Annotated in this window: 21 protein-coding genes; 10 read left to right on the top strand and 11 right to left on the bottom strand. The window is 60.3% G+C overall.

The annotated features are described in order from the left end of the window. Window positions 1-54: 54 nt before the first annotated feature. Entirely contained in the window at window positions 55-2,664 is a 2,610-nt protein-coding gene (acnB, locus tag K5Y35_RS24300) for a bifunctional aconitate hydratase 2/2-methylisocitrate dehydratase (protein ID WP_123467711.1), read from the bottom strand. Window positions 2,665-3,131: 467 nt separating this feature from the next. Between acnB and K5Y35_RS24295 the strand changes: the two genes are divergently transcribed. Beyond that, the gene (locus tag K5Y35_RS24295) at window positions 3,132-3,602 is read left to right on the top strand and encodes a DUF1289 domain-containing protein (protein ID WP_108590615.1); all 471 of its coding nucleotides are present in this window, start codon (window positions 3,132-3,134) and stop codon (window positions 3,600-3,602) included. A gap of 104 nt (window positions 3,603-3,706) precedes the next feature. Here the strand turns inward: K5Y35_RS24295 and K5Y35_RS24290 are convergent, their stop codons facing one another. Further along, complete coding sequence (locus K5Y35_RS24290) at window positions 3,707-4,570, bottom strand: universal stress protein (RefSeq protein ID WP_222833173.1); 864 nt, start codon at window positions 4,568-4,570, stop codon at window positions 3,707-3,709. Between the two features lie 159 nt (window positions 4,571-4,729). Between K5Y35_RS24290 and K5Y35_RS24285 the strand changes: the two genes are divergently transcribed. The 3 genes from K5Y35_RS24285 (at window position 4,730) to K5Y35_RS24275 (ending at window position 7,560) form a co-directional block, all read left to right on the top strand. After that, window positions 4,730-5,338, top strand: a complete 609-nt coding sequence (locus K5Y35_RS24285) for a tRNA-(ms[2]io[6]A)-hydroxylase (protein ID WP_025111469.1) — start codon at window positions 4,730-4,732, stop codon at window positions 5,336-5,338. Between the two features lie 227 nt (window positions 5,339-5,565). Then, complete coding sequence (locus K5Y35_RS24280) at window positions 5,566-6,273, top strand: response regulator (RefSeq protein ID WP_128615313.1); 708 nt, start codon at window positions 5,566-5,568, stop codon at window positions 6,271-6,273. Then, complete coding sequence (locus K5Y35_RS24275; protein WP_222833172.1) at window positions 6,274-7,560, top strand: ATP-binding protein; 1,287 nt, start codon at window positions 6,274-6,276, stop codon at window positions 7,558-7,560. Window positions 7,561-7,745: 185 nt separating this feature from the next. On the opposite strand, the gene K5Y35_RS24270 is transcribed toward K5Y35_RS24275, so the two are convergent. Further along, window positions 7,746-8,234 carry a GFA family protein gene (locus tag K5Y35_RS24270; RefSeq protein WP_222833171.1) on the bottom strand — a complete coding sequence of 163 codons (489 nt, stop codon included), beginning with the start codon at window positions 8,232-8,234 and terminating at the stop codon, window positions 7,746-7,748. Between the two features lie 138 nt (window positions 8,235-8,372). Here K5Y35_RS24270 and glsB point away from each other — a divergent pair, with 138 nt between their 5' ends. Next, window positions 8,373-9,281 carry a glutaminase B gene (gene glsB, locus K5Y35_RS24265; protein ID WP_123467721.1) on the top strand — a complete coding sequence of 303 codons (909 nt, stop codon included), beginning with the start codon at window positions 8,373-8,375 and terminating at the stop codon, window positions 9,279-9,281. Window positions 9,282-9,495: 214 nt separating this feature from the next. Further along, complete coding sequence (locus tag K5Y35_RS24260; protein WP_222833170.1) at window positions 9,496-10,998, top strand: aldehyde dehydrogenase family protein; 1,503 nt, start codon at window positions 9,496-9,498, stop codon at window positions 10,996-10,998. Window positions 10,999-11,042: 44 nt separating this feature from the next. On the opposite strand, the gene K5Y35_RS24255 is transcribed toward K5Y35_RS24260, so the two are convergent. The 3 genes from K5Y35_RS24255 to cynS form a co-directional block, all read right to left on the bottom strand. Further along, window positions 11,043-11,702 carry a carbonic anhydrase gene (locus K5Y35_RS24255; protein WP_123467725.1) on the bottom strand — a complete coding sequence of 220 codons (660 nt, stop codon included), beginning with the start codon at window positions 11,700-11,702 and terminating at the stop codon, window positions 11,043-11,045. A gap of 12 nt (window positions 11,703-11,714) precedes the next feature. Continuing rightward, window positions 11,715-11,951, bottom strand: a complete 237-nt coding sequence (locus K5Y35_RS24250) for a DUF2790 domain-containing protein (protein ID WP_123467727.1) — start codon at window positions 11,949-11,951, stop codon at window positions 11,715-11,717. 80 nt (window positions 11,952-12,031) lie between these two features. After that, window positions 12,032-12,499, bottom strand: coding sequence for a cyanase (cynS, locus tag K5Y35_RS24245; RefSeq protein WP_222833169.1), 468 nt, complete (start codon window positions 12,497-12,499; stop codon window positions 12,032-12,034). 122 nt (window positions 12,500-12,621) lie between these two features. Between cynS and cynR the strand changes: the two genes are divergently transcribed. Next, on the top strand, window positions 12,622-13,509 hold the full coding sequence (gene cynR, locus K5Y35_RS24240) for a transcriptional regulator CynR (protein WP_222833168.1): 888 nt from the start codon (window positions 12,622-12,624) through the stop codon (window positions 13,507-13,509). 539 nt (window positions 13,510-14,048) lie between these two features. Here cynR and K5Y35_RS24235 read toward each other — a convergent pair. From K5Y35_RS24235 to K5Y35_RS24225, 3 genes are all read right to left on the bottom strand, one after another. Then, entirely contained in the window at window positions 14,049-14,378 is a 330-nt protein-coding gene (locus K5Y35_RS24235; RefSeq protein WP_123467733.1) for a hypothetical protein, read from the bottom strand. Between the two features lie 512 nt (window positions 14,379-14,890). Continuing rightward, entirely contained in the window at window positions 14,891-15,394 is a 504-nt protein-coding gene (locus tag K5Y35_RS24230) for a GNAT family N-acetyltransferase (RefSeq protein WP_222833167.1), read from the bottom strand. 202 nt (window positions 15,395-15,596) lie between these two features. Next, window positions 15,597-17,525, bottom strand: a complete 1,929-nt coding sequence (locus K5Y35_RS24225; RefSeq protein ID WP_222833166.1) for a DNA topoisomerase III — start codon at window positions 17,523-17,525, stop codon at window positions 15,597-15,599. Window positions 17,526-17,804: 279 nt separating this feature from the next. Here K5Y35_RS24225 and K5Y35_RS24220 point away from each other — a divergent pair, with 279 nt between their 5' ends. Beyond that, window positions 17,805-19,211, top strand: a complete 1,407-nt coding sequence (locus tag K5Y35_RS24220; RefSeq protein WP_222833165.1) for a serralysin family metalloprotease — start codon at window positions 17,805-17,807, stop codon at window positions 19,209-19,211. Window positions 19,212-19,531: 320 nt separating this feature from the next. Then, window positions 19,532-19,900: a DUF427 domain-containing protein gene (locus tag K5Y35_RS24215; RefSeq protein ID WP_123467739.1), complete on the top strand. Its 369-nt coding sequence runs from the start codon at window positions 19,532-19,534 to the stop codon at window positions 19,898-19,900. A 54-nt stretch (window positions 19,901-19,954) separates the two neighbouring features. On the opposite strand, the gene K5Y35_RS24210 is transcribed toward K5Y35_RS24215, so the two are convergent. Together K5Y35_RS24210 and K5Y35_RS24205 are read right to left on the bottom strand one after the other, a co-directional pair. Next, window positions 19,955-21,577 carry an MFS transporter gene (locus tag K5Y35_RS24210; RefSeq protein ID WP_123467741.1) on the bottom strand — a complete coding sequence of 541 codons (1,623 nt, stop codon included), beginning with the start codon at window positions 21,575-21,577 and terminating at the stop codon, window positions 19,955-19,957. An 11-nt stretch (window positions 21,578-21,588) separates the two neighbouring features. Continuing rightward, window positions 21,589-23,280: a GMC family oxidoreductase gene (locus K5Y35_RS24205; RefSeq protein ID WP_261991217.1), complete on the bottom strand. Its 1,692-nt coding sequence runs from the start codon at window positions 23,278-23,280 to the stop codon at window positions 21,589-21,591. 133 nt (window positions 23,281-23,413) lie between these two features. Between K5Y35_RS24205 and K5Y35_RS24200 the strand changes: the two genes are divergently transcribed. Beyond that, window positions 23,414-24,307 carry a LysR family transcriptional regulator gene (locus tag K5Y35_RS24200; protein WP_128615598.1) on the top strand — a complete coding sequence of 298 codons (894 nt, stop codon included), beginning with the start codon at window positions 23,414-23,416 and terminating at the stop codon, window positions 24,305-24,307. Window positions 24,308-24,364: the final 57 nt, after the last annotated feature.

Genomic DNA, 24,364 nt, shown 5'->3' with positions numbered 1-24,364 from the left:
TAAAAAAACGCCGCTCATCTCACGATGGGCGGCGTTTTTCATTGCTTTGTAACGTTAGGCTTGAACGACCGGGATCTTGGCGTTCGCAGCAGCTTCACGGAACTCGGCGATCTGGTCGAAGGACAGGTAGCGGTAAACATCGGCCGCCATGCTGTCGATCTTGCCAGCATATTCCATGTACTCCTCGACGGTCGGCAGGCGACCCAGGATCGAGGCTACGGACGCCAGCTCAGCCGAAGCCAGGTAGACGTTCGCGCCGTCGCCCAGACGGTTCGGGAAGTTACGGGTCGAAGTCGAGACCACGGTGCTGTTCGGCTCAACGCGTGCCTGGTTACCCATGCACAGCGAGCAGCCTGGCATTTCCATGCGTGCGCCGGCCTTGCCGTAGATGCCGTAGTAGCCTTCTTCGGTCAGTTGGTGAGCGTCCATCTTGGTCGGCGGCGACAGCCACAGACGGGTTGGCAGCTGACCCTTGACCTGATCCAGCAGCTTACCGGCAGCGCGGAAGTGACCGATGTTGGTCATGCACGAACCGATGAACACTTCGTCGATCTTCTCGCCAGCAACGCTGGACAGCAGACGGGCGTCGTCCGGGTCGTTCGGCGCGCACAGTACAGGCTCGCTGATGTCGGCCAGGTCGATTTCGATGACTTCGGCGTATTCGGCGTCGGCATCGGCTTCCATCAGTTCCGGGTTGGCAACCCAGGCTTCCATCGCTTGCGCGCGACGTTCCAGGGTACGCGCATCGCCGTAGCCTTCGCCGATCATCCAGCGCAGCAGGGTGATGTTGGAGTTCAGGTACTCGGTGATCGACTCTTTCGACAGCTTGATGGTGCAACCGGCAGCCGAACGCTCGGCCGAGGCGTCGGACAGTTCGAACGCCTGTTCCAGGGTCAGACCTTCCAGGCCTTCGATTTCCAGGATGCGGCCGGAGAAGGCGTTTTTCTTGCCTTTCTTCTCGACGGTCAGCAGACCGTTCTGGATGGCGAAGTAAGGAATCGCATGAACCAGGTCACGCAGGGTGATGCCAGGTTTCATTTTGCCTTTGAAGCGCACCAGGATCGATTCCGGCATGTCCAGCGGCATGACGCCGGTGGCAGCGGCGAACGCGACCAGACCGGAACCGGCCGGGAACGAGATGCCCATCGGGAAACGGGTGTGCGAGTCACCACCGGTACCTACGGTGTCCGGCAGCAGCATGCGGTTCAGCCACGAGTGGATGATGCCGTCGCCCGGACGCAGGGAAACGCCGCCGCGGGTCATGATGAAGTCAGGCAGGGTGTGGTGAGTGGTCACGTCGATCGGCTTTGGATACGCCGCGGTGTGGCAGAACGACTGCATTACCAGGTCAGCGGAGAAGCCCAGGCACGCCAGGTCTTTCAGTTCGTCACGGGTCATTGGACCGGTGGTGTCCTGAGAACCTACGGTGGTCATCTTCGGTTCGCAGTAGGTGCCAGGACGAACGCCTTGGCCTTCTGCCAGACCGCACGCCTTGCCGACCATTTTCTGCGCCAGGGTGAAGCCCTTGGTGCTTTCAGCCGGTGCTTCCGGCTTCTTGAACAGGTCGAATGCTGGCAGACCCAGTTCGGCGCGAGCCTTCTCGGTCAGGCCACGGCCGATGATCAGCGGGATACGACCGCCGGCACGGACTTCGTCCAGCAGCACAGGGGTCTTCATTTCGAAGGTGGTGATGACTTCGTCGGTACCGTGCTTGCAGACTTTGCCAGCGTGCGGGTACAGGTCGATCACGTCGCCCATGTTCATGTTCGATACGTCGAACTCGATTGGCAGTGCGCCGGCATCTTCCATGGTGTTGTAGAAGATCGGAGCGATTTTGCTGCCGAAGCAGAAACCGCCAGCGCGCTTGTTCGGCACGTAAGGGATGTCGTCGCCGAAGAACCACAGCACCGAGTTGGTTGCCGATTTACGCGAAGAACCGGTACCGACCACGTCACCGACGTAGGCGATCGGGAAGCCTTGACCGCGCATTTCTTCGATCTGCTTCATCGGGCCGGTCTTGCCTTGCTCGTCCGGAACGATGCCGTCACGGGCCATTTTCAGCATGGCCAGGGCGTGCAGCGGGATGTCCGGACGCGACCAGGCGTCTGGCGCCGGGGACAGGTCGTCGGTGTTGGTTTCGCCGGTTACTTTGAATACGCGCAGGCTGATTTTGTCTTCCAGCACAGGGCGCTTCTTGAACCACTCGCCGTCAGCCCAGGATTGCAGCACGGCTTTGGCGTGAACGTTGCCGTTCTTGGCTTTTTCAGCCACGTCGTGGAAGGCATCGAACATCAGCAGGGTGTGCTTGAGTTCTTCGGCAGCCACTGGCGCCAGTTCGGCGTCGTCCAGCAGTTCAACCAGGGTCACGATGTTGTAGCCGCCCTGCATGGTGCCGAGCAGTTCTACAGCGCGCTTCTTGTCCAGCAGAGGGGAGGTGACTTCGCCTTTGGCCAGGGCCGACAGGAAACCGGCTTTGACGTAAGCGGCTTCGTCCACTCCTGGTGGTACGCGATTGGTGATCAGGTCAACGAGGAAAGCTTCTTCGCCAGCCGGAGGATTCTTCAGCAGCTCGACCAGGCCTGCAGTTTGTTCGGCGTTAAGCGGCTGGGGAACGATACCCAGGGCTGCACGCTCTTCGATATGTTTGCGGTAGGCTTCAAGCACAGTTATTACCCTCATCAGTGGTCCCAAATGGGTGTCCGGGACGCTCATCCCGAAATGGCCGTACTCATGCACCTCACGACGTTGTGGGTCGCTCGGTCAGAATTACCGGCAATTCCTTACAGAAGCTGCTTTCAAAGTTTTACGCCTGCAGAACGGGGAGCTGATGAGGGTTGGCGACAGGCTTTTCCCCGCTGGAAAAACCCTTCGCCAACACCGCTCTGAAGGAACGACTGTGCTCGTGACGCTTTGAAAACAGCTTCTAACGGACATTGGCGCCTTAAAAGGCTGGCTGATTCTACGGCAAAAAAAATTTAAAGGTAAGTCGGGCTCTATTGGACTTTGGTGGCGTTGTGCGTGCCCGGGGCAAACGGCGATCGAGGCCTTGCCCCTGACGTTTGAGGGGTGATCAATGCCCGACAAAGGGCTACCATGCCGGCCTGTCCCGCGTTTCAGTGTTTTGCCAATTTATGCCCAATCAGACCATCAAGACCCCCTGCGTCGGCCTCTGCTCCACTGTTTACGGTGATCTGGTGTGCCGTGGCTGCAAGCGTTTCCACCACGAAGTGATCAACTGGAATGGTTACGGCGAGGAGGAAAAGCGCGCGGTGTGGTTGCGTCTGGAGCAGTTGCTGTCACAAGTGATGGCGAGCAAGGTCGAGATCTTTGATCCGGCGCGCCTGCGCCAGCAGCTGGAACAGCGCAAGATCCGCTTCGTGCCGCATCAGTCGGAGTACTGCTGGGCGTATCAGCTGATTGCCCGAGGGGCACGAGTGATCATTAATCTGGAGGCCTACGGGATGGTGTTGCTGCCGGAGTTCCGCGACTGGAACCTGCCGGAACTGCGCGATGCCATTGATCGGGAATTCTTCCTGCTGTCGGAAGCGCACTACCAGCGCTACATCGCGCCCGGCTTTTTGAAAGACGCCTTCGGCGCTTGAAAGCTTCGCGAGCAAGCTCGCTCCCACAATGGTTTTGTGAACGACATCAATTCAATGTGGGAGCGAGCTTGCTCGCGAAGGGGCCGGTTCAGACACCGCAATCCTTACTGCTTCACCGTCAGCTCCACCAGATGATCCTCAACCTCCTGCGGCTTGAGCACCAGCACATCGCTTTCCAGGGCATCCAGCACCACTTCGGCGGTATTGCCGATCAGCGCCCCTGACAACCCTGTGCGCGCCACGGTGCCGATGACCGTCACCGCCGCCTTCAGCTTGTGCGCCATGAACGGGATCAACACGTCCGCCGGACCTTCTTCGATGTGCAGATGCGCATCATCGACATCGAACTCCGCCTGAAACGCCCGGCATTGCTCGCGATAGCGCGCCTCGATGGTTTCACTCAACTGCATGGTCGTATCGGCCGCCGACAGCATCGGCGATGGGTGGGCGCTGATCACATGCAAATACCCCTTGGCCAGGCTGGCAATGTCGTAGCCGTGATCAATGATGGTGGTGTGCAGATGCCGGTGCTCGCCATCGGCATTGCCGACATCGACTGCCGCGAGGATCACCCGGTCTTTCCAGGAGGTGGAAGTTTTCACCAGCAACACCGGGGTCGGGCAGTGACGCAACAGTTTCCAGTCCGCCGGGGTCAGCAGGGCTTTTTTCAGCGAGCTGTCGGGGAAATGCTGCTTGATCACCAGACCGCAGCCTTCGGCCTGCTGCACGTCGATGATGGTTTCGTGCAGGCTCTCGTTCCATGCCTGTTCGGTGGTGACGCTGTAGCCGTCCGCCAACAGCGCAGCCTTGAGCACGCTGAGCATGCCGGCGTGGTCGTGCTTCTTGTCGCACACCAGCAGGTGCAGATGAGCCTGGGTCACGCCAGCGATCAACTTGGCGCGCTTGAGCGCCAGGCTTTCCGAATGTTCGGGTTCGATGACCACCAGAATGCTGCGAATGGCTTGCATGAGCGGAGTCTCCAGCAAAGAAAAGGCACGGCGTTGCACAACTATAGTTGCTGCCCGAGCGTCCGTGACTTGATGCATATCAACACCCGCCACTGGTGGTCTGCGGACAGGCCGGTATAATCGGCGGCCTTCGCTCGAACACCTTTTACCGTGAGCCCCATGATCCTTCCCGAAATCCACGAATTCCTTGGCTGCCGCACGCCCGACGCCTGGGTTCAGGCCGCACTGGCCGATCAGGAAACCCTGCTGATCGACCACAAGAACTGCGAGTTCAAGGCTGCCAGCACCGCGCTGAGCCTGATTGCCAAGTACCATTCCCACGTCGACCTGATCAACATGATGTCGCGCCTGGCCCGGGAAGAACTGGTGCACCACGAACAAGTCATGCGCATCATGAAACGCCGCAAGATCGAACTGCGTCAGCTGCATGCCGGGCGTTACGCTTCGGGCCTGCGCAAAGTGGTGCGCAGCCACGAACCGGTGAAACTGGTCGACACACTGGTGGTCGGGGCCTTTATCGAAGCGCGCAGTTGCGAGCGGTTCGAAGCACTGGTACCACATTTGGACGAAGAACTCGGCAAGTTCTACTTTGGCTTGCTGAAAAGCGAGGCGCGGCACTTTCAGGGTTACCTGAAACTGGCTTACCAGTATGGCGACGCGAAGGACATCGCCCAGGTGATCGAGAAGGTTCGCGCTGCCGAGCAGGAACTGATCGAGTCGCCCGATGAAGAATTCCGTTTCCACAGTGGCGTACCGGCCGCGGCCTAAGGTCAAAAGATCGCAGCCTGCGGCAGCGCTGACAGGGCATCGCATGTCAACGTCAGGAGCTGCCGAAGGCTGCGATCCTTGCTCTTGATTGTAAAAAACTCTTAAGAGTATGAAACATCACCGAAAACCGGCCCCCCTGGCCGGTTTTTGCTGCCTGAAACAAACGTCCTGCCCGCGATTGCCGCCATAATGTCGCCCACTTCACACAAGGGTGGCAGACGGGCGTTATGGATAACCTGGGTTTTGGCAAAGTCCTGCTGGTGGAAGACGATGAGCGTCTGGCCACGCTGATCGCACACTTCCTCGAACAACACGGTTACGAGGTGCGCGCGGTGCATCGCGGCGATCTGGCGGTGGCGGCCTTTCTCGAATTCAAACCGAAGGTGGTGGTGCTCGACCTGATGCTGCCGGGGCAGAGCGGTCTGCACGTGTGCCGCGAGATCCGCAGCGTGTCGGACACGCCGATCGTCATCCTGACGGCCAAGGAGGATGACCTCGACCATATTCTCGGTCTCGAATCCGGCGCCGACGATTACGTGATCAAACCGATCAAGCCACCGGTGTTGCTGGCCCGCCTGCGCGCATTGCAACGGCGACAAGTGCCGGACAGCAACGTGGTCAGCTTCATGGAGTTCGGCCAGTTGAGCATCGACCGCAGTTGCCGCGAAGTGCGTCTGGCCGCCGAGGTCATCGAAATGACCACGATGGAGTTCGAGCTGCTGTGGTTGCTGGCCAGTGCGGCGGGCAAGATCCTTTCGCGCGATGACATTCTCAACCGTATGCGCGGCATCGCCTTCGATGGCCTGAACCGCAGCGTCGACGTGTACATCAGCAAGTTGCGCAACAAACTCAAGGACAACCCCCGCGAGCCGGTGTGTATCAAGACCGTGTGGGGCAAGGGCTATCTGTTCAATCCGTTTGCGTGGGAGCTGTAGATGCTGCGGTTATTTCTCGGGCTGTTTCTGGTGATGACGATAGGTCTGGTGCTGGCCCTGCAAACGGTCGAGCGCACTTTTGATGCCTTGCTCGATTATCAGATGCAGGACTACAACCGTGAGGCCGTGCGCGGCCAGGCCTGGACTTTGGGCCAGCAGCTGCGCGACCTCGACAGACTGGCTCGGGAACAACAGCTGGAAACGATCCGACCGCATTACGGTTTGGGGCTGACGCTGGTCGACGCCTCTGAACTGGCCCTGAGCAACGAGGAAAAAGCCGAGCTGGCCAAAGGGCTGCTGGTGATCCGCGACAAGTACAACCAGTACATTTCTGCGATTGACGAGGGGCCGCAGTTGCTCAGCATCCGCTTGCCGGCCGAGCCGAGCCTGATGCCGTTCTACATCGCCAGTGCCTACCTGATGATTGCCGTGTTGATCGGCATCGTCCTGTTTTTCTGGGTGCGCCCGCACTGGCGCGATCTGGAAAAACTGCGCCTGGCCGCCGAGCGTTTCGGCGATAACGATCTGTCGGTGCGTATCCAGTTGTCGAAGCGTTCGAACATCCGTGATCTGGCCGAACACTTCAACCTGATGGCCGCGCGCATCGAAGGGCTGATCGCCAATCAGCGCGAACTGACCAACGCCGTTTCCCATGAGCTGCGCACGCCGATTGCGCGGCTGTCGTTTGAACTCGACCAGCTTAAGCAACAGCCGGACGCCAGCCAGAACCGCGAGCTGATTGCCGACATGTACGCCGACCTTGGTGAACTGGAGGAGATGGTGTCCGAGCTGCTGACCTACGCCAGCCTTGAGCGCGGCGCAACGGTGATCAAGCGCGAGAACATCCAGGCGGCCAACTGGCTCGATAGTGTGGTCGGCAGTGTGGCGCTGGAGGCGGAAGCGGCGGGCGTGCAATTGCTGATTGGCGATTGCCGGCTCGACACGGTGCGTATCGAACCTCGCTTCATGGCGCGGGCGGTGATCAATCTGCTGCGCAACGCGATTCGTTATGCCGAGCAGCGGGTGGAGGTGTCGCTGGTGCGCCATGGCGACTACTACGAAGTGCGGGTCAACGACGACGGGCCGGGCGTGCCGGTGGACGGCCGGGAGAAGATCTTTGAACCGTTCTCGCGGCTGGACGCGAGCCGGGATCGCCGTACCGGCGGTTTCGGTCTGGGGCTGGCGTTGGTGCGGCGGGTCTCGCAGTCCCATGGCGGGCAGGTTGAGGTCGGGGATTCCGCCTGGGGCGGGGCGTCGTTTCGCATGACCTGGGCGCATCTGGATTGAATGCGTTGCCCTGTGCCGCCCCCTTCGCGAGCAAGCTCGCTCCCACATTGGATTTGTGAACGCCGGAGATCATTGTGGGAGCGAGCTTGCTCGCGAAGGGGTCAGTCCAATCGGCATTTTTGCTACTGACCCACCGCCATCGCGAGCAGGCTCACTCCTGCAGGGGGGAGTCTGGAGTTACGCGGTCAGCGGTTCAAACCGAGGCGTTCATGCCATTGGGCGATGGATTCTTCGGGGTAGACGTCGAACTGTTTGTCTTTCGCTGTAACGTCGATTTCCACCCACGGTGCTTTCGAGCCGAGCATCAGATGCGTATGTTCCGGGGGCACCGGCAACGGCGTGTCGATGGCCGAGGCAAACGGGTGGATCAGTTCCGGCCATTCCGGGCTGAACAGCCACAAGCCGCTGCCGCACAGTGAACAGAAATGTCGTTCGGCGCTGCTGCGATGGGCGCGCTGGTCGCCTTCGTCTTTCATCTTCGCGTGGTAAATGCTGACGTGTTTGCGCCCGCGCACCTTGAGGCTGGTCGCGTCGCCGCCAAGGTTGATCGCATAACCGCCACCGCCCTGAGTCTTGCGACAGATCGAGCAGTAGCAGCGTTGATAAGGGTAGGGATGGGCGCTGGTGAGACTGAACGTGACCTCGCCACAATGGCAGGAGCCTTCGAGTTGCATGGTTGCTCTCCCGTTTTTGAATGTGCGGTTGAGCCTAGAACATTCAGTGCGATGGCGGTCGGTGTGATTCGACGGGCGGGCGCAGCGTCTAGCCCCAGTGTCCCCGCAATCCCATGGGGCGAGACTTCGGAACCCGGCATGCAAGCGCTGTTGAACGAGATCCTTGACGCTGTCCGGCCCCTGATCGGGCAGGGCAAGGTGGCTGACTATATTCCTGCCCTCGGCACCGTGCCGGCCAATCAACTGGGCATTGCCGTGTATGGCAACGACGGCGAGATGTATTACGCCGGCGACGCCGAGACGCCGTTCTCGGTGCAGAGTATTTCCAAGGTGTTCAGCCTGGTGCAGGCGATCGAGCATTCCGGCGAGGCGATCTGGGAGCGGCTGGGTCACGAACCGTCCGGCCAGCCGTTCAATTCCCTGGTGCAACTGGAGTTCGAACGTGGTCGCCCGCGCAATCCGTTCATCAACGCCGGCGCGCTGGTGATCTGCGACATCAATCAGTCGCGCTTCGCTGCGCCGACCCTGTCGATGCGCGATTTTGTCCGGCGTCTGTCGGGCAATCCGCAAATCATGATCGACGGCAAAGTCGCCGATTCCGAATACCAGCACCGTGCGCGCAACGCGGCGATGGCGTATTTGATGCAATCGTTCGGCAACTTCCACAACGACGTCGAAGCGGTGCTGCGCAGCTACTTCAGCCATTGCGCGCTGCGCATGAGCTGCATTGATCTGGCCCGGGCGTTCTGCTTCCTGGCCAACGACGGGTTCTGCAAGCACAGCGGCGAACAGATCCTCAGTCGGCGCCAGACCCAGCAGGTCAACTCGATCATGGCCACCAGCGGTTTGTACGACGAAGCCGGCAACTTCGCCTATCGCGTCGGTTTGCCGGGCAAGAGCGGGGTGGGCGGCGGGATCGTCGCGGTGGTGCCGGGGCAGTTCACGGTGTGCGTGTGGTCACCGGAGTTGAATACGGCCGGCAACTCACTGGCAGGGATGGCGGCACTGGAGATGCTCAGCTCAAGAATTGGCTGGTCGGTGTTCTGATCCGATCACACAAACACCACAAAACCTTTGGGAGCTGCTTGTCAGCGATGAGGCCGGGAGATCCAGAATCAATGTCGCCTGAACCACCGCCATCGCGGCGATGCGGCGCCCCGACAAGCCGGCTCCCTCAAGTTTCTTTAGTGTGTGAAGAGATGTATTTCATCGAATAATCCGCTACATTTTCCGGCCGCTCTCTGCATGGTGAATCCGCTTCATGTCTCTCGCGCTCGAACGTCTGGTCGCTGGCACCCCGATTCCTTTCGCTGGTAACCGCGTCACCGTGGTCAGCCCTGAACTGGCGGAGCGCTTTCGACCCGGCGATCACCTGCTGGTGGAGCAGGTGAGTGGCGAGCTGTTACTGATTCCCGTGGCTGACCAACAAGCCGCCGCGGTGGCGATCGAACGTGCGGCTGCAGCGTTTACCGCGCTGTCGGCGGTGTCCGACGAAGCGATCAGTCAGTTTTTCGACCTGTTCGCGCAGCGTCTGGAAACCCCGCAATGCTGGGCGCAGATCGAATCCGCCAACCGTGCCGACATCGAACGGGCCAAGGCGCGCGGACGTTCCACCACACGCTTGCTGGCCGATGAGCGCATGCGTCGCGACATGATCGCTGGCCTGCGTGCCTGGCGCGATGCCGCACCTACCCGGGGCAAAGTCATCAGCAGCGTCGAGCATGAGGGCTGGAAAGTCGAACAAGTGGTGTCGCCGTTGGGCATTGTGGCCTTTGTCTTCGAAGGTCGCCCGAACGTGTTCGCCGACGCGGCCGGTGTCTTGCGCACCGGCAACACCGCAGTGTTGCGCATTGGCAGCGATGCCTTGGGCACCGCGCAAGCCATCGTCAGCCATGCCCTGAATCCGGCATTGGCCGAGGCCGGGTTGCCGGTGGGCGCGGTGTCACTGGTCGAGAGCGTGAATCACGCGGCCGGCTGGGCGATGTTTGCCGACCGCCGCTTGTCGCTCGCGGTAGCGCGTGGCTCGGGGCGTGCGGTCAGTCAGTTGGGCAGCATCGCCCAGCAGGCCGGCACCGCTGTCAGCCTGCACGGCACCGGTGGCGCGTGGCTGGTGGCCGACCGTGAAGCTGACGCCGGGCGTTTTGCGGCGGTGGTGCGCAACTCGCTGGATCGCAAAGTGTGTAACACCCTGAACGTGTGCCTGATTCAACGTGAACGTGCCGCTGAACTGGTGCCGCTGTTCCTCGATGCACTGAAGCAGGCGGGCACCGCGCGCGGGCAGGGCTGCAAATTGCACATCGTCGAAGGCAGCGAAGCTTGCTTGCCAGGCGAATGGCAGAACGCGACGGTCGAGGTCTATCGCGCCGAAGGTTTGCAGACCGAAGCACTGGCCGAACCGCTGGCGGAAGCCGAGTTGGGCCGCGAGTGGGAGTGGGAAGAAACCCCGGAAGTCAGCTTGATGATCGTCGACGATCTGGATCAGGCGATTGATCTGTTCAACCGCTACAGTCCGCAGTTCACCGTGTCGCTGATCAGTGAGGATGCGCTGGCTCAAGAGCGGTTTTACAACGCGGTCAACGCGCCTTTCGTAGGCAACGGCATTACCCGTTGGGTGGATGGGCAGTACGCGTTGAACAAGCCGGAGCTGGGCCTTTCGAACTGGGAGAGCGGACGGTTGTTTGCCCGCAGTGCGATTTTGTCTGGCGATGGTGTGTTCACCGTGCGTAGCCGCATGAGCCAGACCGACCTCGATGTGAAGCGCTAAAAACACTTGTGGCGAGGGATTTCCCTCGCCACAGGGGTGTTTTTTCAGGCAGCGTGGGTGGCTTGAGCGTGCACCGCGCAAGTCGCTGGTTGCTCGGCCAGCGGCACGAAGGTGCGACGATCCGAGGACAGCGCATCAATGGAGCCTGTCTCGATGTCGTACACCCAGCCATGCAGATTCAACAGGCCTTTCTCCTGGGCCAGGCGCACGCTCGGGTGGGTCTGGATATTCGCCAGTTGCGCGATCACGTTCTCGCGCACCATCGAGCTCAACTTCGCCGCGTCGTTGGCATGGGGCCGTGCTTCGTTGACCACTTTGGCCGACTCGGCATGCTGCAGCCAGCCGCTCACAGCGGGCAGGTGATCCATGCATTTGCACTGGGCAATCGCGGTCATTGCACCGCAGTCCGAATGTCCGCAGATCACAATGTCCGTCACACCCAGCACCGCCACCGCATACTCCACCGTCGCCGACACCCCGCCCGGATGCGGGCTGTAGGACGGTACGATATTGCCGGCATTGCGGATCACGAACAGCTCGCCAGGTTCTTGTTGGGTCAGCAGTTCCGGCACGACACGACTGTCGGAACAAGTGATGAACAATGTGCCCGGCTGTTGCGTGGTCGCCAGGTGTTTGAACAGTTCGGTACGTTGCGGGAACGCTTCGTTCTGGAATTTCAGGAAACCATCAATCAGGTTTTTCATGGTGTTGTCCTCTTAGTTCGAGCAACCGCTGCCGAATTCGCTGTATTGAAGAATGTGTTTGCCGCCGTTGCTGTCCAGATACGTCATCTCTACCGGCACCACACCACAAACGTCGGCAACCGGGGTAATGCTCAGCACCTGGGCGATGTCCAGTGGCATGCCGTAGCGGTAGGCGACAACCTCGTCAGCGGCAAATGCCTGGGCGGACAGGCCGCCGATCAGGGCCAGGGTCAACAGAATTTTTTGCATGGGGCAACCTCCAGACGCAGGTGGTGACAGTGAGTCATTCGGGGGAGTCGGCCCGCACGCAGGGTGCGGGCCGGGCTGGATCAGAACGGACGCAGGGGCAGGAACTTGCCGTCGAGGGTGACCACGGCGCGGGAGCCGCCTTCCGGGTCTTCGACTTTCTTGATGTCGAGTTTGAAGTTGATCGCGCTGATGATGCCGTCGCCGAACTGTTCGTGAACCAGGGCTTTGAGCGTGGTGCCGTAGATCTGGATCATTTCGTGGAAGCGGTAGATGGTCGGGTCGGTCGGCACGCCACTGAGGCTGCCACGCAGCGGGATGATTTGCAGGGCGGCGACGGCATCAGCGTCCAGTTCGAGTTTGTCGCCGACCACTTGGGCGGCGTTTTCCGGCAGCGGATGCTGACCGAGCAGAGCGGCGGTGACGAAGGCCAGGCTCAGGCCGGTGCCGTCGGCGAGATCCTGCCACGACAGGTTCTTGCGTGCCTTGATGTCCAGAATGCGGGTGGTCAGGGCCAGGTTGGTGTCGTTGTAGGCATGGGACTGTTGCATGGTGTCACTCCTTTCAGGGGTTGGCTTGCTGTGTGGGATTCATCTTCTGCCGATTGACCCATAGCGTCCAAGACCGATATACAATGCTTTGCATAAGTCCTGCCTATAGATGGTGTGCCCCCATGCTGCTGCGTCATTTGCGTTATCTGCTGGCTGTTGCCGATCACGGCGGCTTCACTCGCGCGGCGGAGGCGCTGCACGTGTCGCAGCCAACCCTGTCGCAACAGATTCGCCAATTGGAGGAAAGCCTCGGGGTGGAATTGTTCGATCGCACCTCACGCACGGTGAAACCGACGGATGCCGGCATGGCGTATCTGGAATCTGCACGGCGGGTGCTGGTGGAGCTGGAGGCGGGCAAGCGTGCGTTGCATGACGTGAAGGACCTGTCCCGTGGCACTTTGCGCCTGGCGATGACGCCGACGTTCATGGCGTATCTGGTCGGGCCCTTGGTGCGTGACTATGCGGTGCGGTATCCGGGGATTCACCTGCAGATCTTTGAGTTGTCGATGGACGACATCGAGGCGGGCCTGGCGGATGACTCGCTGGACATCGCCATTGCCTTCACCCCGGTGCGCCACCCGGATATCGAGTGCATTCCGGCGTTTGCCGAAACCCTGGGGATCATGGTCGGGCGCGAGCATCCGCTGTACGAAAGCACTTTTGTGCTGACCCCGGAGGACATCGCCCAACTGGATTTCGCGTTACTGGCGTCAGACTTCATCACCCGGTTATCGGTGGATGAGTATTTCCGTCAGCACGCAATTACGCCGCAGGTGCGGATTGAGGTGAATTCGGTGAGTACGTTGCTGGAGGTGGTGCGTCATTCGCCGATGGCGACGATGTTGCCGCAGGCGATCGCGACGGAAGATCGGGCGTTGCGCCGCTTGCGCGTAGAGAGCGAGGCGCCGCAGCGTGGGGCGGCGTTGTTGCGGCGGCGCAATAATTATCACAGTGCGGCGTCGGTGGCGTTTGTGGAATTGGTGTTGGGCATGGGAAGCCCCTCACCCTAACCCTCTCCCGGAGGGAGAGGGGACTGACCGAGGTGTTTGTGCGGTCTACGCCGACCTGAGAAACCTGAGTCGAACTCAGGTTCTGAAAGCACCATAAATCGGCTCCCTCTCCCTCGGGAGAGGGGACTGACTGAGGTGTTTGTGCGATCTACGCCGACCTGAGAAACCTGAGTCGAACTCAGGTTCTGAAAGCACCATAAATCGGCTCCCTCTCCCTCGGGAGAGGGGACTGACTGAGGTGTTTGTGCGGTCTACGCCGACCTGAGAAACCTGAGTCGAACTCAGGTTCTGAAAGCACCATAAATCGGCTCCCTCTCCCTAGGGAGAGGGAGCTGACTGAGGTGTTTGTGCGATTTACGCCGACCTGAAAGTTTTGAGCCGAACTAAAATTTTCAGCGCAGCACAAATCGGCTCCCTCTCCCTCGGGAGAGGGCTGGGGTGAGGGGCTACAATTCCAGTCACGCCATATCAACGCAAGCGAACAAAAAAAGGCCTGCTTCCTTTAAGGAAGCAGGCCTTTCAATTATCTAATTACTAACTCAGCAGAACCGGTCAATCACCCGAACTTCGTTGTTGTTCTGCATCGAGTCCCACGCCTGTTTCAGCGTTTGCAGAACATTACCGATGAAGTCCTTGTCGGCCGCAGCTTTCTTGCCGACATAACCGTGGCCACGGCGGTACATCTTCAGGCGGGCCAGCAGGTTCTGGTTGTTCTGGTCGAACTCTTCTTCACCAGCATGGGGCGACAGGCAGTCGATATGCACCTGGCCCGTCTTGCTGATCCACAGAATATGGCTGTCGTGGCTGTCTTTTTGCGCAGCGAACATACGAGCCAGTTCTTCAATAGTCGGTTGATTGTTCAGATTCATGATGTTTTGCCCCTTGACCAGTTTGGTGATCTTTCAAAGTTGATTCGCTAATACAGGTAGCCCATCGGTTAGTTGATCCCTGGCACCGAAACCAGGACGTCAGCGCTCGCCCGTGACAAGTACGGGGTCGTGCATCTGTTGCATGTAGTCGTGTTGAATAACTGCTACGCAATAGCGTCACAACGAGGAGAAGCAGCGAAAACCGGGAGGCTCCTTGACGACCTTTACAGTGTCGACCACAAGCGTCTTGAGAATTTTCGCCAGCGCTTCTCGTCCTTGTACTGGACGTTCAGGCCAGGTCAGCTTCTTCAATCTGCCTTGTGGGCAGCGTGTATCCGGAAAAAACAACTCGGCGGTCAGACGAGTTTGCTCAAGCGTGTTACCAGTGCTCCCGATCGGGGAACGTCTTCATCATGCAAAAGCAAAACGATGCCGTCAACGGTTTTGTAGTGATTATTTTTTCTCACTACATATTGTCGGACAAAGCTGTTTTGGAATGAGAAAGGATCCGTTCAGGCAACGGAAAAAGGCGCGTACAGCCCGTAGAAGGTGCACGGGTAACCGTCCACTTCGCGCGGTTGGCAGGTGAATTCGCCGCCACTCAACTCGGGGATGAGTCGGGCCCAGAAGCGCTGTGCCGGCAGGTTGGCGTCGATATGGAAAATTTGCCACTGACCGGGCATACGGCTCAATAGGGCAGAGACGACAAATTGCGCGACGCCTTGGCCACGAAAGCGCCGGGCGATGAAGAAGTAGCCGATGTTGAATTCGGCACCGGCGATGTGGGTGTCGTTGTCCACCGTCACGAAACCAGCGAGTTCGCCGTCGACGCGGATCAGAAAGGGCTGGGTGGCGGGATTGCGCCAGTAGTCGTCTTTCGGGTGAATGCTGAACAAACCGTGCCTGGCCAGTTTCAGCGGCAGCCATTCGCTGAAGTCGTGCATGTAGAACTGCATCAGGTTTTCCAGGGTGTCCCACTCGTCGCGGTGGGCGGGGTGCAGTGCGATGGTGGGCATAGTGGCTGAACTCCCGGCAGTGATGAGCCAGTATTGTGGCCCCAACACTTTGTAGTAAGCCCAGGTATTGCGAATGCACATACCTTGTGGCGAGGGGATTTATCCCCGTTGGAGTGCGCAGCAGTCCCCCTGATGGTTGTAACAAAAGAGGAGCCGCTTCGCGACCTGACAGGGATAAATCCCCTCGGCACAGAGGCTGTGGTCATTGAGTTTTGCGCTTGGTACCCGTGGTTTTACTGCGTGTCGACTTGCGCTTTTTCTTCCACGGCGCGGCAGCCTTGCCTGACGGCGGCGGGCCGCTGATGGTCAGGCTCAGGCCGGAACAGCGGGTGACCTGTTTGCTCATCCATGCCGCTTGTTTGGTGACGAACTCTTCCAGACTCATTTCGCCGCTCTGCACCATGTCCAGCGCCTGTTCCCAGATCGCGGTAGTGCCGGGGTCGGCGATGGCGCGGGGCACGGCATCGATCAGGCTGAACGCCGCCGGTGTCGCGGCCAGTGCCTTGCCGTTCTTCACCAGATAGCCGCGATCCAGCAAGCCCTGAATGATCGACGCCCGGGTCGCTTCGGTGCCGATGCCGGTAGTGTCCTTGAGTTTCTGTTTGAGCAGCGGATCCTCCACCAGTCTGGCGACGTTCTTCATCGCCTTGATCAGATCGCCTTCGGTGTAGGGCTTGGGCGGTTGCGTCCACAGGTCCTTGAGCCTGACGTCAGCCACCGCGCAGTCGATGCCCTCGTGCAATGCCGGCAAGGTCTGCGGTGCGGGCGCTTCACGACCCTTGGCCGGTGCGAGTGCTTCGGGCAAGGCACGTTTCCAGCCCGGTTCGATGATCTGCTTGCCGACTGCGCGCAACGCTTCGCCGGCGCAATCGAAATCGGCCTGGGTGCGATCGTATTCATGATTGGGCAGAAACTGCGCCAGATAGCGCGCGCGAATCAGTGTGTAGACCGCGCGGTGCTTGCCGCTCAGGCGTTCGAGGTTCTTCGCTGCAGCCGTGGGGATGATGCCATGGTGCGCGCTGACCTTGGCGTCGTTCCATGCCCGGGATTTGCGCTGGGGCTGCAGAAAACCGTTGAGCACCTCAAGGCTCGGGTCGGCCTGACGCAATGCCGCCAGAATCTGCGGCGCCTCGCTGTGCTGGCTCAGGGGTAGATAGCCGCAGTCGCTGCGCGGGTAGGTGACGACCTTGTAGGTTTCGTAGAGGGCCTGGGCGATGTCGAGGGTTTCCTGTGCGCCGAGGCCGAGTTTCTTCGAGCAGACTTCTTGCAGGGTGCCGAGGTCGAAGGGCAGGGGCGCCACTTCGCGCATGCGCTCCGTGCGCAGCTTCACCACCCGGGCGCTGGCAGCACTACTCATAGCGGCTGCCGCTGTTTGAGCCAGCGCCTGATTCAGGCAGCGATCCTGATCGTCACAGGCGTCGCCCGGCGCCCGCCATTGCGCGGTGAATGCTGTGCCGTTGTGCAGCAGTTGCACATCGACGGCCCAGTACGGCACCGGGACGAAATCGGCAATGCTGCGGTCGCGATCGACCACCAGGCGTAGGGTCGGCGTCTGCACCCGGCCCACCGGCAGCACACCTTGATAACCGGATTGACGACCCAGCAGCGTGAACAGCCGGCTCATGTTCATCCCGATCAGCCAGTCCGCCCGCGAGCGACCCAGCGCCGAGTGATAGAGGCTGAACGTCTCTGCCCCCGGCTTCAGTGCGGCCAGCGCCTTGCGGATGGATGCCTCGTCCAGCGCCGACAGCCACAAGCGCCGAATCGGCCCGCGATACCGACAGTGCTCGACCAGTTCCCGGGCAATCATCTCGCCCTCGCGGTCGGCGTCGGTGGCAATGATCAGTTCGCTGGCCTCGCCAAGCAGGCGCTTGACTGCCTTGTACTGGCTGGCGGTGCGCGGTTTGACGGTCATTTTCCATTTGTCCGGAATGATCGGCAGATCCGCCAGCACCCAGCGCTTGTAGCGGGCATCGTAGGCATCCGGCGGCGCGGTTTCGAGCAAGTGGCCAATGCACCAGGTCACCGTGACATCCGTTCCCAGCCAGCACCCGTCGCCCCGGCGCCGGGCACCGAGCACGGCCGCAATGTCTTTGGCCTGGGAAGGTTTTTCACAGAGGTACAGCCGCATAACCACCATCGTCGATCAAGGTCGGAACAGGTGCACAGAATGGCCGGACTTCGCCTCAGGGGCAACGTTTATCTGTATGGATATACAGATAAAAACGATTGCAGCACGTGACGGGTAATCCGGGGACGTTACCCCGGCTATCGAGAAATTGATTAGCCTCGTGTTGCCCGGCATGTCAGGTTCAGTGCGTTTTTATGACAAGCACGTGACAGGACGATCCCGACACGGGATCGCCGTGGTCTGTCGGACACTGACTACTCAGAAACAAGGAAGTCCATCATGGCTCAAGCCACCTCCAGCACCAGCAGCGCCTACGACGACGTCAATACGTTCAGCCACCTGTACGACCGTGGCGTCGGTCTGGTCAACGGCAAACCGTCGTTCACCGCCGACCAGGCCGCTGACGAAATTCTGCGCAAAGGCCTGTCGTGGAGCGACAAGAACGCTGACGGCAAAATCGACCTGAGCTACAGCTTCCTCACGGAAAAACCGGCGAACTACAATCCGCAACTGGGCAACTTCAGCGAATTCAGCGCCCAGCAGAAGGCGCAGGCCGTGCTGGCCATGCAATCCTGGGCCGATGTCGCCAGGGTCACGTTCACCGAGGGCAAGGGCGGCGACGGGCACATGACGTTCGGCAACTACGACGTCAGCACCGGTGGCGCGGCGTTTGCCTACCTGCCAAGCGGTGGCAGCTATGACGGCCAGTCGTGGTACCTGATCAACAATCAATATCAGGTCAACAAGACCCCGGACACCAACAACTACGGGCGCCAGACCCTGACCCACGAGATCGGCCACACCCTCGGTCTGTCCCACCCGGGCGCCTACAACGCCGGCAACGGCAACCCGACCTACAACGATGCCAAATACGCTGAAGATACCCGTGGCTATAGCCTGATGAGCTACTGGAGCGAAGCCAACACCGACCAGAACTTCAGCAAGGACGGCAGCGGCGCGTACGCCTCGGCGCCGTTGCTGGACGATATCGTTGCTGTGCAAAAACTCTATGGCGCCAACTACGCGACCCGTGCCGAAGACACTACGTACGGTTTCAACTCCAACGCCGAGCGCGATTTCTACAGCGCCACTTCGGCATCGTCGAAAGTGGTGTTTTCGGTGTGGGATGGCGGCGGCAACGACACGCTGGATTTCTCAGGCTTCAGCCAGAACCAGAAAATCAACCTCAATGAGGGTTCGTTCTCCGACGTCGGCGGTTTGGTGGGTAACGTGTCCATCGCTTACGGCGTGACCGTGGAAAATGCTTTGGGTGGTTCAGGCAATGATTTGCTGATCGGCAATGCGGCGGCCAATGATCTGTTCGGTGGTGCCGGTAATGACATCCTCTACGGTGGTGGCGGTGGCGATACCTTGTGGGGCGGTGCAGGCGCAGACACCTTTGTGTTTGGCGCGGCCAGCGATTCGACCATGACCGCGCCGGACTGGATCATGGATTTCACTAGCGGTCTGGACAAGATCGACTTGTCGGGGATCGCCGGTTTCGCCACGGGCGCAGCCTCGCTGAACTTCGTCAGCGGCTTCACCGGACATGCCGGCGACGCGATCCTGACCTACTTCGCGCAGACCAATCAGACCAGTCTGATGGTTGATCTGACGGGGCAGGGCTCGGTGGACTTTGCCGTCGGCGTGGTGGGGCAGGCGGTGGCGACTGATATTCTGGCGTGATGCCTGAAGATCGGCCCTTACCCTAACCCTCCCGAAACGTCGGACCGCCCCGAGGGAGAGGGGACTGATTGGGGGATATTGGCGAAATTCACCGACGTGAACGATTGGTTTTGAATCCATAATCGACTCGATTTTTCAGGTCGATGGATTTCGTCAGACAACTCGGTCAGTCCCCTCTCCCTCAGGGCGGTCCGACGTTTCGGGAGGGCCAGGGTGAGGGAGCTTTTGAAGTTGATGGGCCGTTCGGCTGTAAAACCACCCCAACCAGAACCGATGGGCTATACCTGAACCGGTCTCTTCGCCGTATTCAGGGGAACCCCATGAAAAGTTCCGGCCTCAGTCCCGTCATAAACCTCGAACAACTTGTCGGGTGCCTGGTGGTGAAATTCCACGGCATCCAGGTCGCTGCGTCCTCCCGCGTGCTGATCCTCAACGAAGCCAACTACCCGCCGGTTTATTACGTCCCCCGCGAAGACATCGACGAACAGTATTTCGCCCGCACCGATCACACCAGTTATTGCCCTTACAAGGGCGATGCCAATTACTTCAGTCTGCAAGTGCCGGGGCATGAAGGGGCGAATGCGGTGTGGACTTATGAGAAACCGAAAATCTCGGTCGAGCAGATCAAAAACTACGTGGCGTTTTATCCGGATCAGGTGAAGTTCGAAGTGATCAAGGCTGATGCCTGAGCAAAAAAACGGCGAGGGTAAAAGCCCTCGCCGATTGAGTTGTCTGGGTGAGTTTCAGTTCTTGTCGAGATCTATATTCTTCGTCTCACGCAAACAGAACATGCCCACCACCAAACTCACCCCGGTAATCAGCACCGGGTACCACAGCCCATAGAAAATGTCCCCGGTGTACACCACCAGCGCAAACGACACGGTCGGCAGGAACCCGCCAAACCAGCCATTGCCGATGTGGTAGGGCAGGGACATCGAGGTATAGCGGATGCGCGTCGGGAACAGTTCGACCATCAGCGCCGCCAGCGGCCCGTAGCACATGGCCGAGATGATGATCAGCGCGACGATCAGCGCCACGATCATCGGTTTGTTGATCTGCTGCAGATCCGCCTGTTGCGGGTAACCAGCGAGTGTCACCGCGCCGCGCAGTGCGGCTTCGTCGTAGCCGTCGATCTTCATGTCGCCGATGCTCACCTGCACGCCACTGCCGGCCGGAGCGGCGGCGCTGGAGTAGGGCAGGCCCTGTTTGACCAGGAAGGTTTTGACCTTGTCGCACGGGCTGTCGAATTTCGCCTTGCCCACCGGATCGAACTGGAAGGTGCAGGTCGCCGGGTCCGCCAGCACGGTAATCGGTGCCTGACGGCTGGCCTGGTCGATCGCCGGGTTGGCGTAGTGGGCCAGGGATTTGAAGATCGGGAAGTACAGCACCGTGGCCAGCAGCAGGCCGAGCATCAGCACCGGTTTGCGCCCGACCTTGTCCGACAGCCAGCCAAAAATGATAAAGAACGGTGCACCGATCACCACACTGATGATCAGCAGGCTGTTGGCCACCGCCGGGTCCATTTTCAGGAACTGGGTGAGAAAAAACAGCACGTAGAACTGCGCCGCGTAGAAGGTCACCGCTTGCCCGGCGTTGATGCTGAACAGGGCGATCAGCACGACTTTGAGGTTTTCCCATTTGCCGAAGGATTCGCGGATCGGTGCCTTCGACGTTTTGCCTTCCTCTTTCATTTTCAGATACGCCGGCGATTCGTGCAGGCTCAGGCGGATCCAGGTGGAAATGCCCAGCAGCACAATCGACAGCAGGAACGGAATGCGCCAGCCCCAGACTTCAAACTGATCGCCGGTGAAGTAGCGGCAACCGAGCACCACCAGCAGCGACAGCAGCAGGCCAAGGGTCGCGGTGGACTGAATCCAGCTGGTGTGGAAACCGCGTTTGCCAATCGGTGCGTGCTCGGCCACGTAGGTGGCTGCGCCGCCATACTCACCGCCGAGCGCGAGGCCCTGCAGCATGCGCAGCACCACCAGAATGATCGGTGCGGCGATGCCGATGCTGGCGTAGGTCGGCAGCAGGCCGACGCAGAAGGTCGCGACGCCCATCAGGATGATGGTCGCAAGGAAGGTGTACTTGCGCCCGATCATGTCCCCCAGCCGCCCGAACACCAGCGCGCCGAAAGGCCGCACGATAAACCCGGCCGCGAAGGCCATCAGCGCGAAGATGAACGCCGTGGTGTCGTTGACCCCGGCGAAGAACTGCTTGCTGATCACCGCCGCGAGGGCGCCATAGAGGAAGAAGTCATACCATTCGAACACGGTCCCCAGGGACGAGGCGAAGATGACTTTCTGCGTGGCATTGCTGGTGCTGGCGCCGCTCGCGGCGTCCAGCGTCTGAGCGTGTTCTGACATATCGGTATCCCTCACAGTGATTGTTTTTGTTGTTCCACTGGTGTTGCGTGTCCGGGTGATGCGCGATGCCTTGAATCTGCTCCCACAGGGGTTATGTGTACTGTAGGTTTCAGGATCAGTTGCGCCGCTTTTTCAGCAATCATCAGCGTCGGCGAACAGGTGTTGCCCGAGGTGATGCGCGGCATGATCGACGCGTCGGCAACACGCAGGCCCGGCACGCCGTGTACCCGCAGTTGCGCGTCGACGACCGAGTCCGCGTCCTGGCCCATGCGGCAGGTGCCGACCGGGTGGAAAATCGTCGTGCCGATCTTCGCCGCCGCTTGCTGCAATTCTTCTTCACTTTGCAGGCTGGCGCCCGGCAGGTACTCGACCGGTTTGAACCCTTGCAGGGCCGGCGCGCTGACGATGCGTCGGGTCAGACGAATCGCATCCGCCGCCACGCGCAGGTCCTCGGGATGGCTGAGGTAGTTGGGCTGGATCAGCGGCGCCTGCGATGGGTCCGCCGAACGAATCTCGATGCGCCCACGGCTCTGCGGCCGCAAATCACACACCGACGCAGTGAACGCCGGAAAACTGTGCAACGGCTCACCAAAGCGCTCCAGCGACAAGGGTTGCACGTGGTATTCGAGGTTGGCCGAGGTCTGCTCCGGCCCTGATCGGGCAAACGCCCCGAGCTGACTCGGCGCCATCGACAGCGGCCCGCTGCGGTCATACAGATAGCGCAGGCCCATGCCCATCTTGCCCCACACGCTGCCGGCGATCTGGTTCAGGGTGCGGGCGTTCTGCAGTTTGTAGATCAGGCGCAGTTGCAGGTGATCCTGCAGATTGCCGCCGACGCCCGACAGCTCATGAATCACCCCGATCCCGAGGCGCTCCAGCAACGGACGCGGGCCAATACCGGAGCGTTGCAGAATGCTCGGCGAACCCACCGAGCCGGCGCACAACACGATCTCCTTGCGGGCCTTGAACTGTTTGACCTGACCTGCATGCCGCGCACTGACGGTTGAGGCGCGACCGTCCTCCAGCAGCACCCGATCCACCTCCACCCCCGTCAGCACCGTCAGATTGGCCCGGTCGCGAACCGGTTTGAGGAAGGCCTTCGCCGCGTTCCAGCGCACCCCGGCCTTCTGGTTGACCTGAAAGTAGCCGCAACCCTCGTTGTCGCCCTGATTGAAGTCGTCGATGCTGGCGATGCCGCTCTGCTCGGCGGCGCTGCGAAACGCATCGAGAATCGGCCACGACAGGCGCTGTTGCTCCACGCGCCATTCGCCCTTGGCACCGTGAAATTCGGCGGCGCCGGCAAAGTGGTTTTCGCTTTGTTTGAACAGCGGCAGCACATCGTTCCAGGCCCAGCCCGGATTGCCCTCGGCCGCCCAGCCGTCATAGTCGTTGGCCTGGCCGCGCATGTAGATCATGCCGTTGATGGAGGAACAGCCGCCCAGCACTTTGCCGCGCGGGTAGCTCAAGCTGCGGCCCTGCAGGCCGGGTTCCGCTTCGGTCTTGAAGCACCAGTCGGTGCGCGGGTTACCGATGCAGAACAGGTAGCCGACCGGGATGTGAATCCACGCATAGTTGTCGCGTCCGCCGGCTTCGAGCAGTAACACGCGCTGCTGTTTATACGCCGACAGTCGATTGGCCAGCAGGCACCCGGCAGGGCCGGCGCCGACCACGATGTAATCGTATTCCTCAAGGGAAGTCTGCATTCCCTGACCTCGCTTTTTGTTTTTATTGTCGGACACTCTAGTTGTTAGCTTTCGTCAAAAGAATGTTAGTTTTTGCGCAGCCGCTGTGCGTTTTCAAACAGCCTCACCTGACCATCGCTGACAAGGACCTGCCATGTTCGACTGGAACGACCTGCGGTTTTTTCTTGAACTGCAACGCAGCGGTCGCCTGCTCACCGCCGCCAGGCGCTTGAACACCACCCACGCCACCGTCGCCCGGCACATCGAGGCTATTGAAAAAAGCCTCGGCACCGCGCTGTTCGTGCAGCACGCCCAAGGCTATGAGATGACCCCGGCGGGGGAGGCGCTGCTCAAGCACGCCGAAGCCATGGAAAACGTCGCGCTGCTGGCCCAGGAAGAAATCACCCAATCCACCGCGCCACTGGGCAAGATCCGCGTCGGCGTCACCGAGGGCCTCGGGGTAAAGTTTCTCGCCAGTCGCATGATCGGCCTGTTCGAGCGCTATCCGGGGCTGGAAGTGGAGCTGGTCGCCGTGCCGCGCTTCGTCAGCATCCTCAACCGCGAGGCGGAGATCAGTATTCATCTGGAGCGCCCGGCAGCGGACATGCTGGTGACGCGCAAGCTCACCGACTACCGTTTGGCGCTGTATGCCAGCCAGGCCTATCTCGACAACGCGCCGCCGCTGCACAGCCGTGAAGACCTGGGGAAACAGGCGTGGATCGGTTACGTCGATGATTTGCTGTTCAGCCAGGAACTGATGTTCCTCAACAGCTTCTGCCGCAGTCCGCGCGTGGTGTTTCACAGCACCAGTGTCATCGCCCAGCAGGAAGCGGCGCGTTCGGGACTGGGGATCGCCGTGCTGCCGTGCTACATGGCAGCAGCCGATCCCGGCCTGGTGCCGCTGCTGCCGGACGAGGGCATCGAGCGCAGTTACTGGATCAGCACGCGGCGCGAGTTGCACAAATCGGTGCGGTTGCGGGTGGTCTGGGATTATGTGGTGGGCCTGTGCGAGGCGGAGCAGGGTTTGCTGCGCGGTCAGTCCGGATGACATTCCCTGTAGGCGCTGCGGTCTGTTGATCCCGATCTTTCAAGCAGGATCAAAAGA

The sequence above is a fragment of the Pseudomonas sp. SC3(2021) genome (assembly GCF_019856535.1).
In the GTDB taxonomy this organism is placed as follows: domain Bacteria; phylum Pseudomonadota; class Gammaproteobacteria; order Pseudomonadales; family Pseudomonadaceae; genus Aquipseudomonas; species Aquipseudomonas monsensis.
Note: the sequence above shows the minus strand (reverse complement) of the source record. Positions and strands in the feature narration are given on the sequence as shown.

Excerpts from the sequence above, each read along its gene's own strand:
- K5Y35_RS24295 (WP_108590615.1), top strand. The coding sequence starts at position 3,132 with ATGCCCAATCAGACCATCAAGACCCCCTGCGTCGGCCTCTGCTCCACT.
- K5Y35_RS24290 (WP_222833173.1), bottom strand. The coding sequence starts at position 4,570 with ATGCAAGCCATTCGCAGCATTCTGGTGGTCATCGAACCCGAACATTCG.
- K5Y35_RS24285 (WP_025111469.1), top strand. The coding sequence starts at position 4,730 with ATGATCCTTCCCGAAATCCACGAATTCCTTGGCTGCCGCACGCCCGAC.
- K5Y35_RS24280 (WP_128615313.1), top strand. The coding sequence starts at position 5,566 with ATGGATAACCTGGGTTTTGGCAAAGTCCTGCTGGTGGAAGACGATGAG.
- K5Y35_RS24275 (WP_222833172.1), top strand. The coding sequence starts at position 6,274 with ATGCTGCGGTTATTTCTCGGGCTGTTTCTGGTGATGACGATAGGTCTG.
- K5Y35_RS24270 (WP_222833171.1), bottom strand. The coding sequence starts at position 8,234 with ATGCAACTCGAAGGCTCCTGCCATTGTGGCGAGGTCACGTTCAGTCTC.
- glsB (WP_123467721.1), top strand. The coding sequence starts at position 8,373 with ATGCAAGCGCTGTTGAACGAGATCCTTGACGCTGTCCGGCCCCTGATC.
- K5Y35_RS24260 (WP_222833170.1), top strand. The coding sequence starts at position 9,496 with ATGTCTCTCGCGCTCGAACGTCTGGTCGCTGGCACCCCGATTCCTTTC.
- K5Y35_RS24255 (WP_123467725.1), bottom strand. The coding sequence starts at position 11,702 with ATGAAAAACCTGATTGATGGTTTCCTGAAATTCCAGAACGAAGCGTTC.
- K5Y35_RS24250 (WP_123467727.1), bottom strand. The coding sequence starts at position 11,951 with ATGCAAAAAATTCTGTTGACCCTGGCCCTGATCGGCGGCCTGTCCGCC.
- cynS (WP_222833169.1), bottom strand. The coding sequence starts at position 12,499 with ATGCAACAGTCCCATGCCTACAACGACACCAACCTGGCCCTGACCACC.
- cynR (WP_222833168.1), top strand. The coding sequence starts at position 12,622 with ATGCTGCTGCGTCATTTGCGTTATCTGCTGGCTGTTGCCGATCACGGC.
- K5Y35_RS24235 (WP_123467733.1), bottom strand. The coding sequence starts at position 14,378 with ATGAATCTGAACAATCAACCGACTATTGAAGAACTGGCTCGTATGTTC.
- K5Y35_RS24230 (WP_222833167.1), bottom strand. The coding sequence starts at position 15,394 with ATGCCCACCATCGCACTGCACCCCGCCCACCGCGACGAGTGGGACACC.
- K5Y35_RS24225 (WP_222833166.1), bottom strand. The coding sequence starts at position 17,525 with ATGCGGCTGTACCTCTGTGAAAAACCTTCCCAGGCCAAAGACATTGCG.
- K5Y35_RS24220 (WP_222833165.1), top strand. The coding sequence starts at position 17,805 with ATGGCTCAAGCCACCTCCAGCACCAGCAGCGCCTACGACGACGTCAAT.
- K5Y35_RS24215 (WP_123467739.1), top strand. The coding sequence starts at position 19,532 with ATGAAAAGTTCCGGCCTCAGTCCCGTCATAAACCTCGAACAACTTGTC.
- K5Y35_RS24210 (WP_123467741.1), bottom strand. The coding sequence starts at position 21,577 with ATGTCAGAACACGCTCAGACGCTGGACGCCGCGAGCGGCGCCAGCACC.
- K5Y35_RS24205 (WP_261991217.1), bottom strand. The coding sequence starts at position 23,280 with ATGCAGACTTCCCTTGAGGAATACGATTACATCGTGGTCGGCGCCGGC.
- K5Y35_RS24200 (WP_128615598.1), top strand. The coding sequence starts at position 23,414 with ATGTTCGACTGGAACGACCTGCGGTTTTTTCTTGAACTGCAACGCAGC.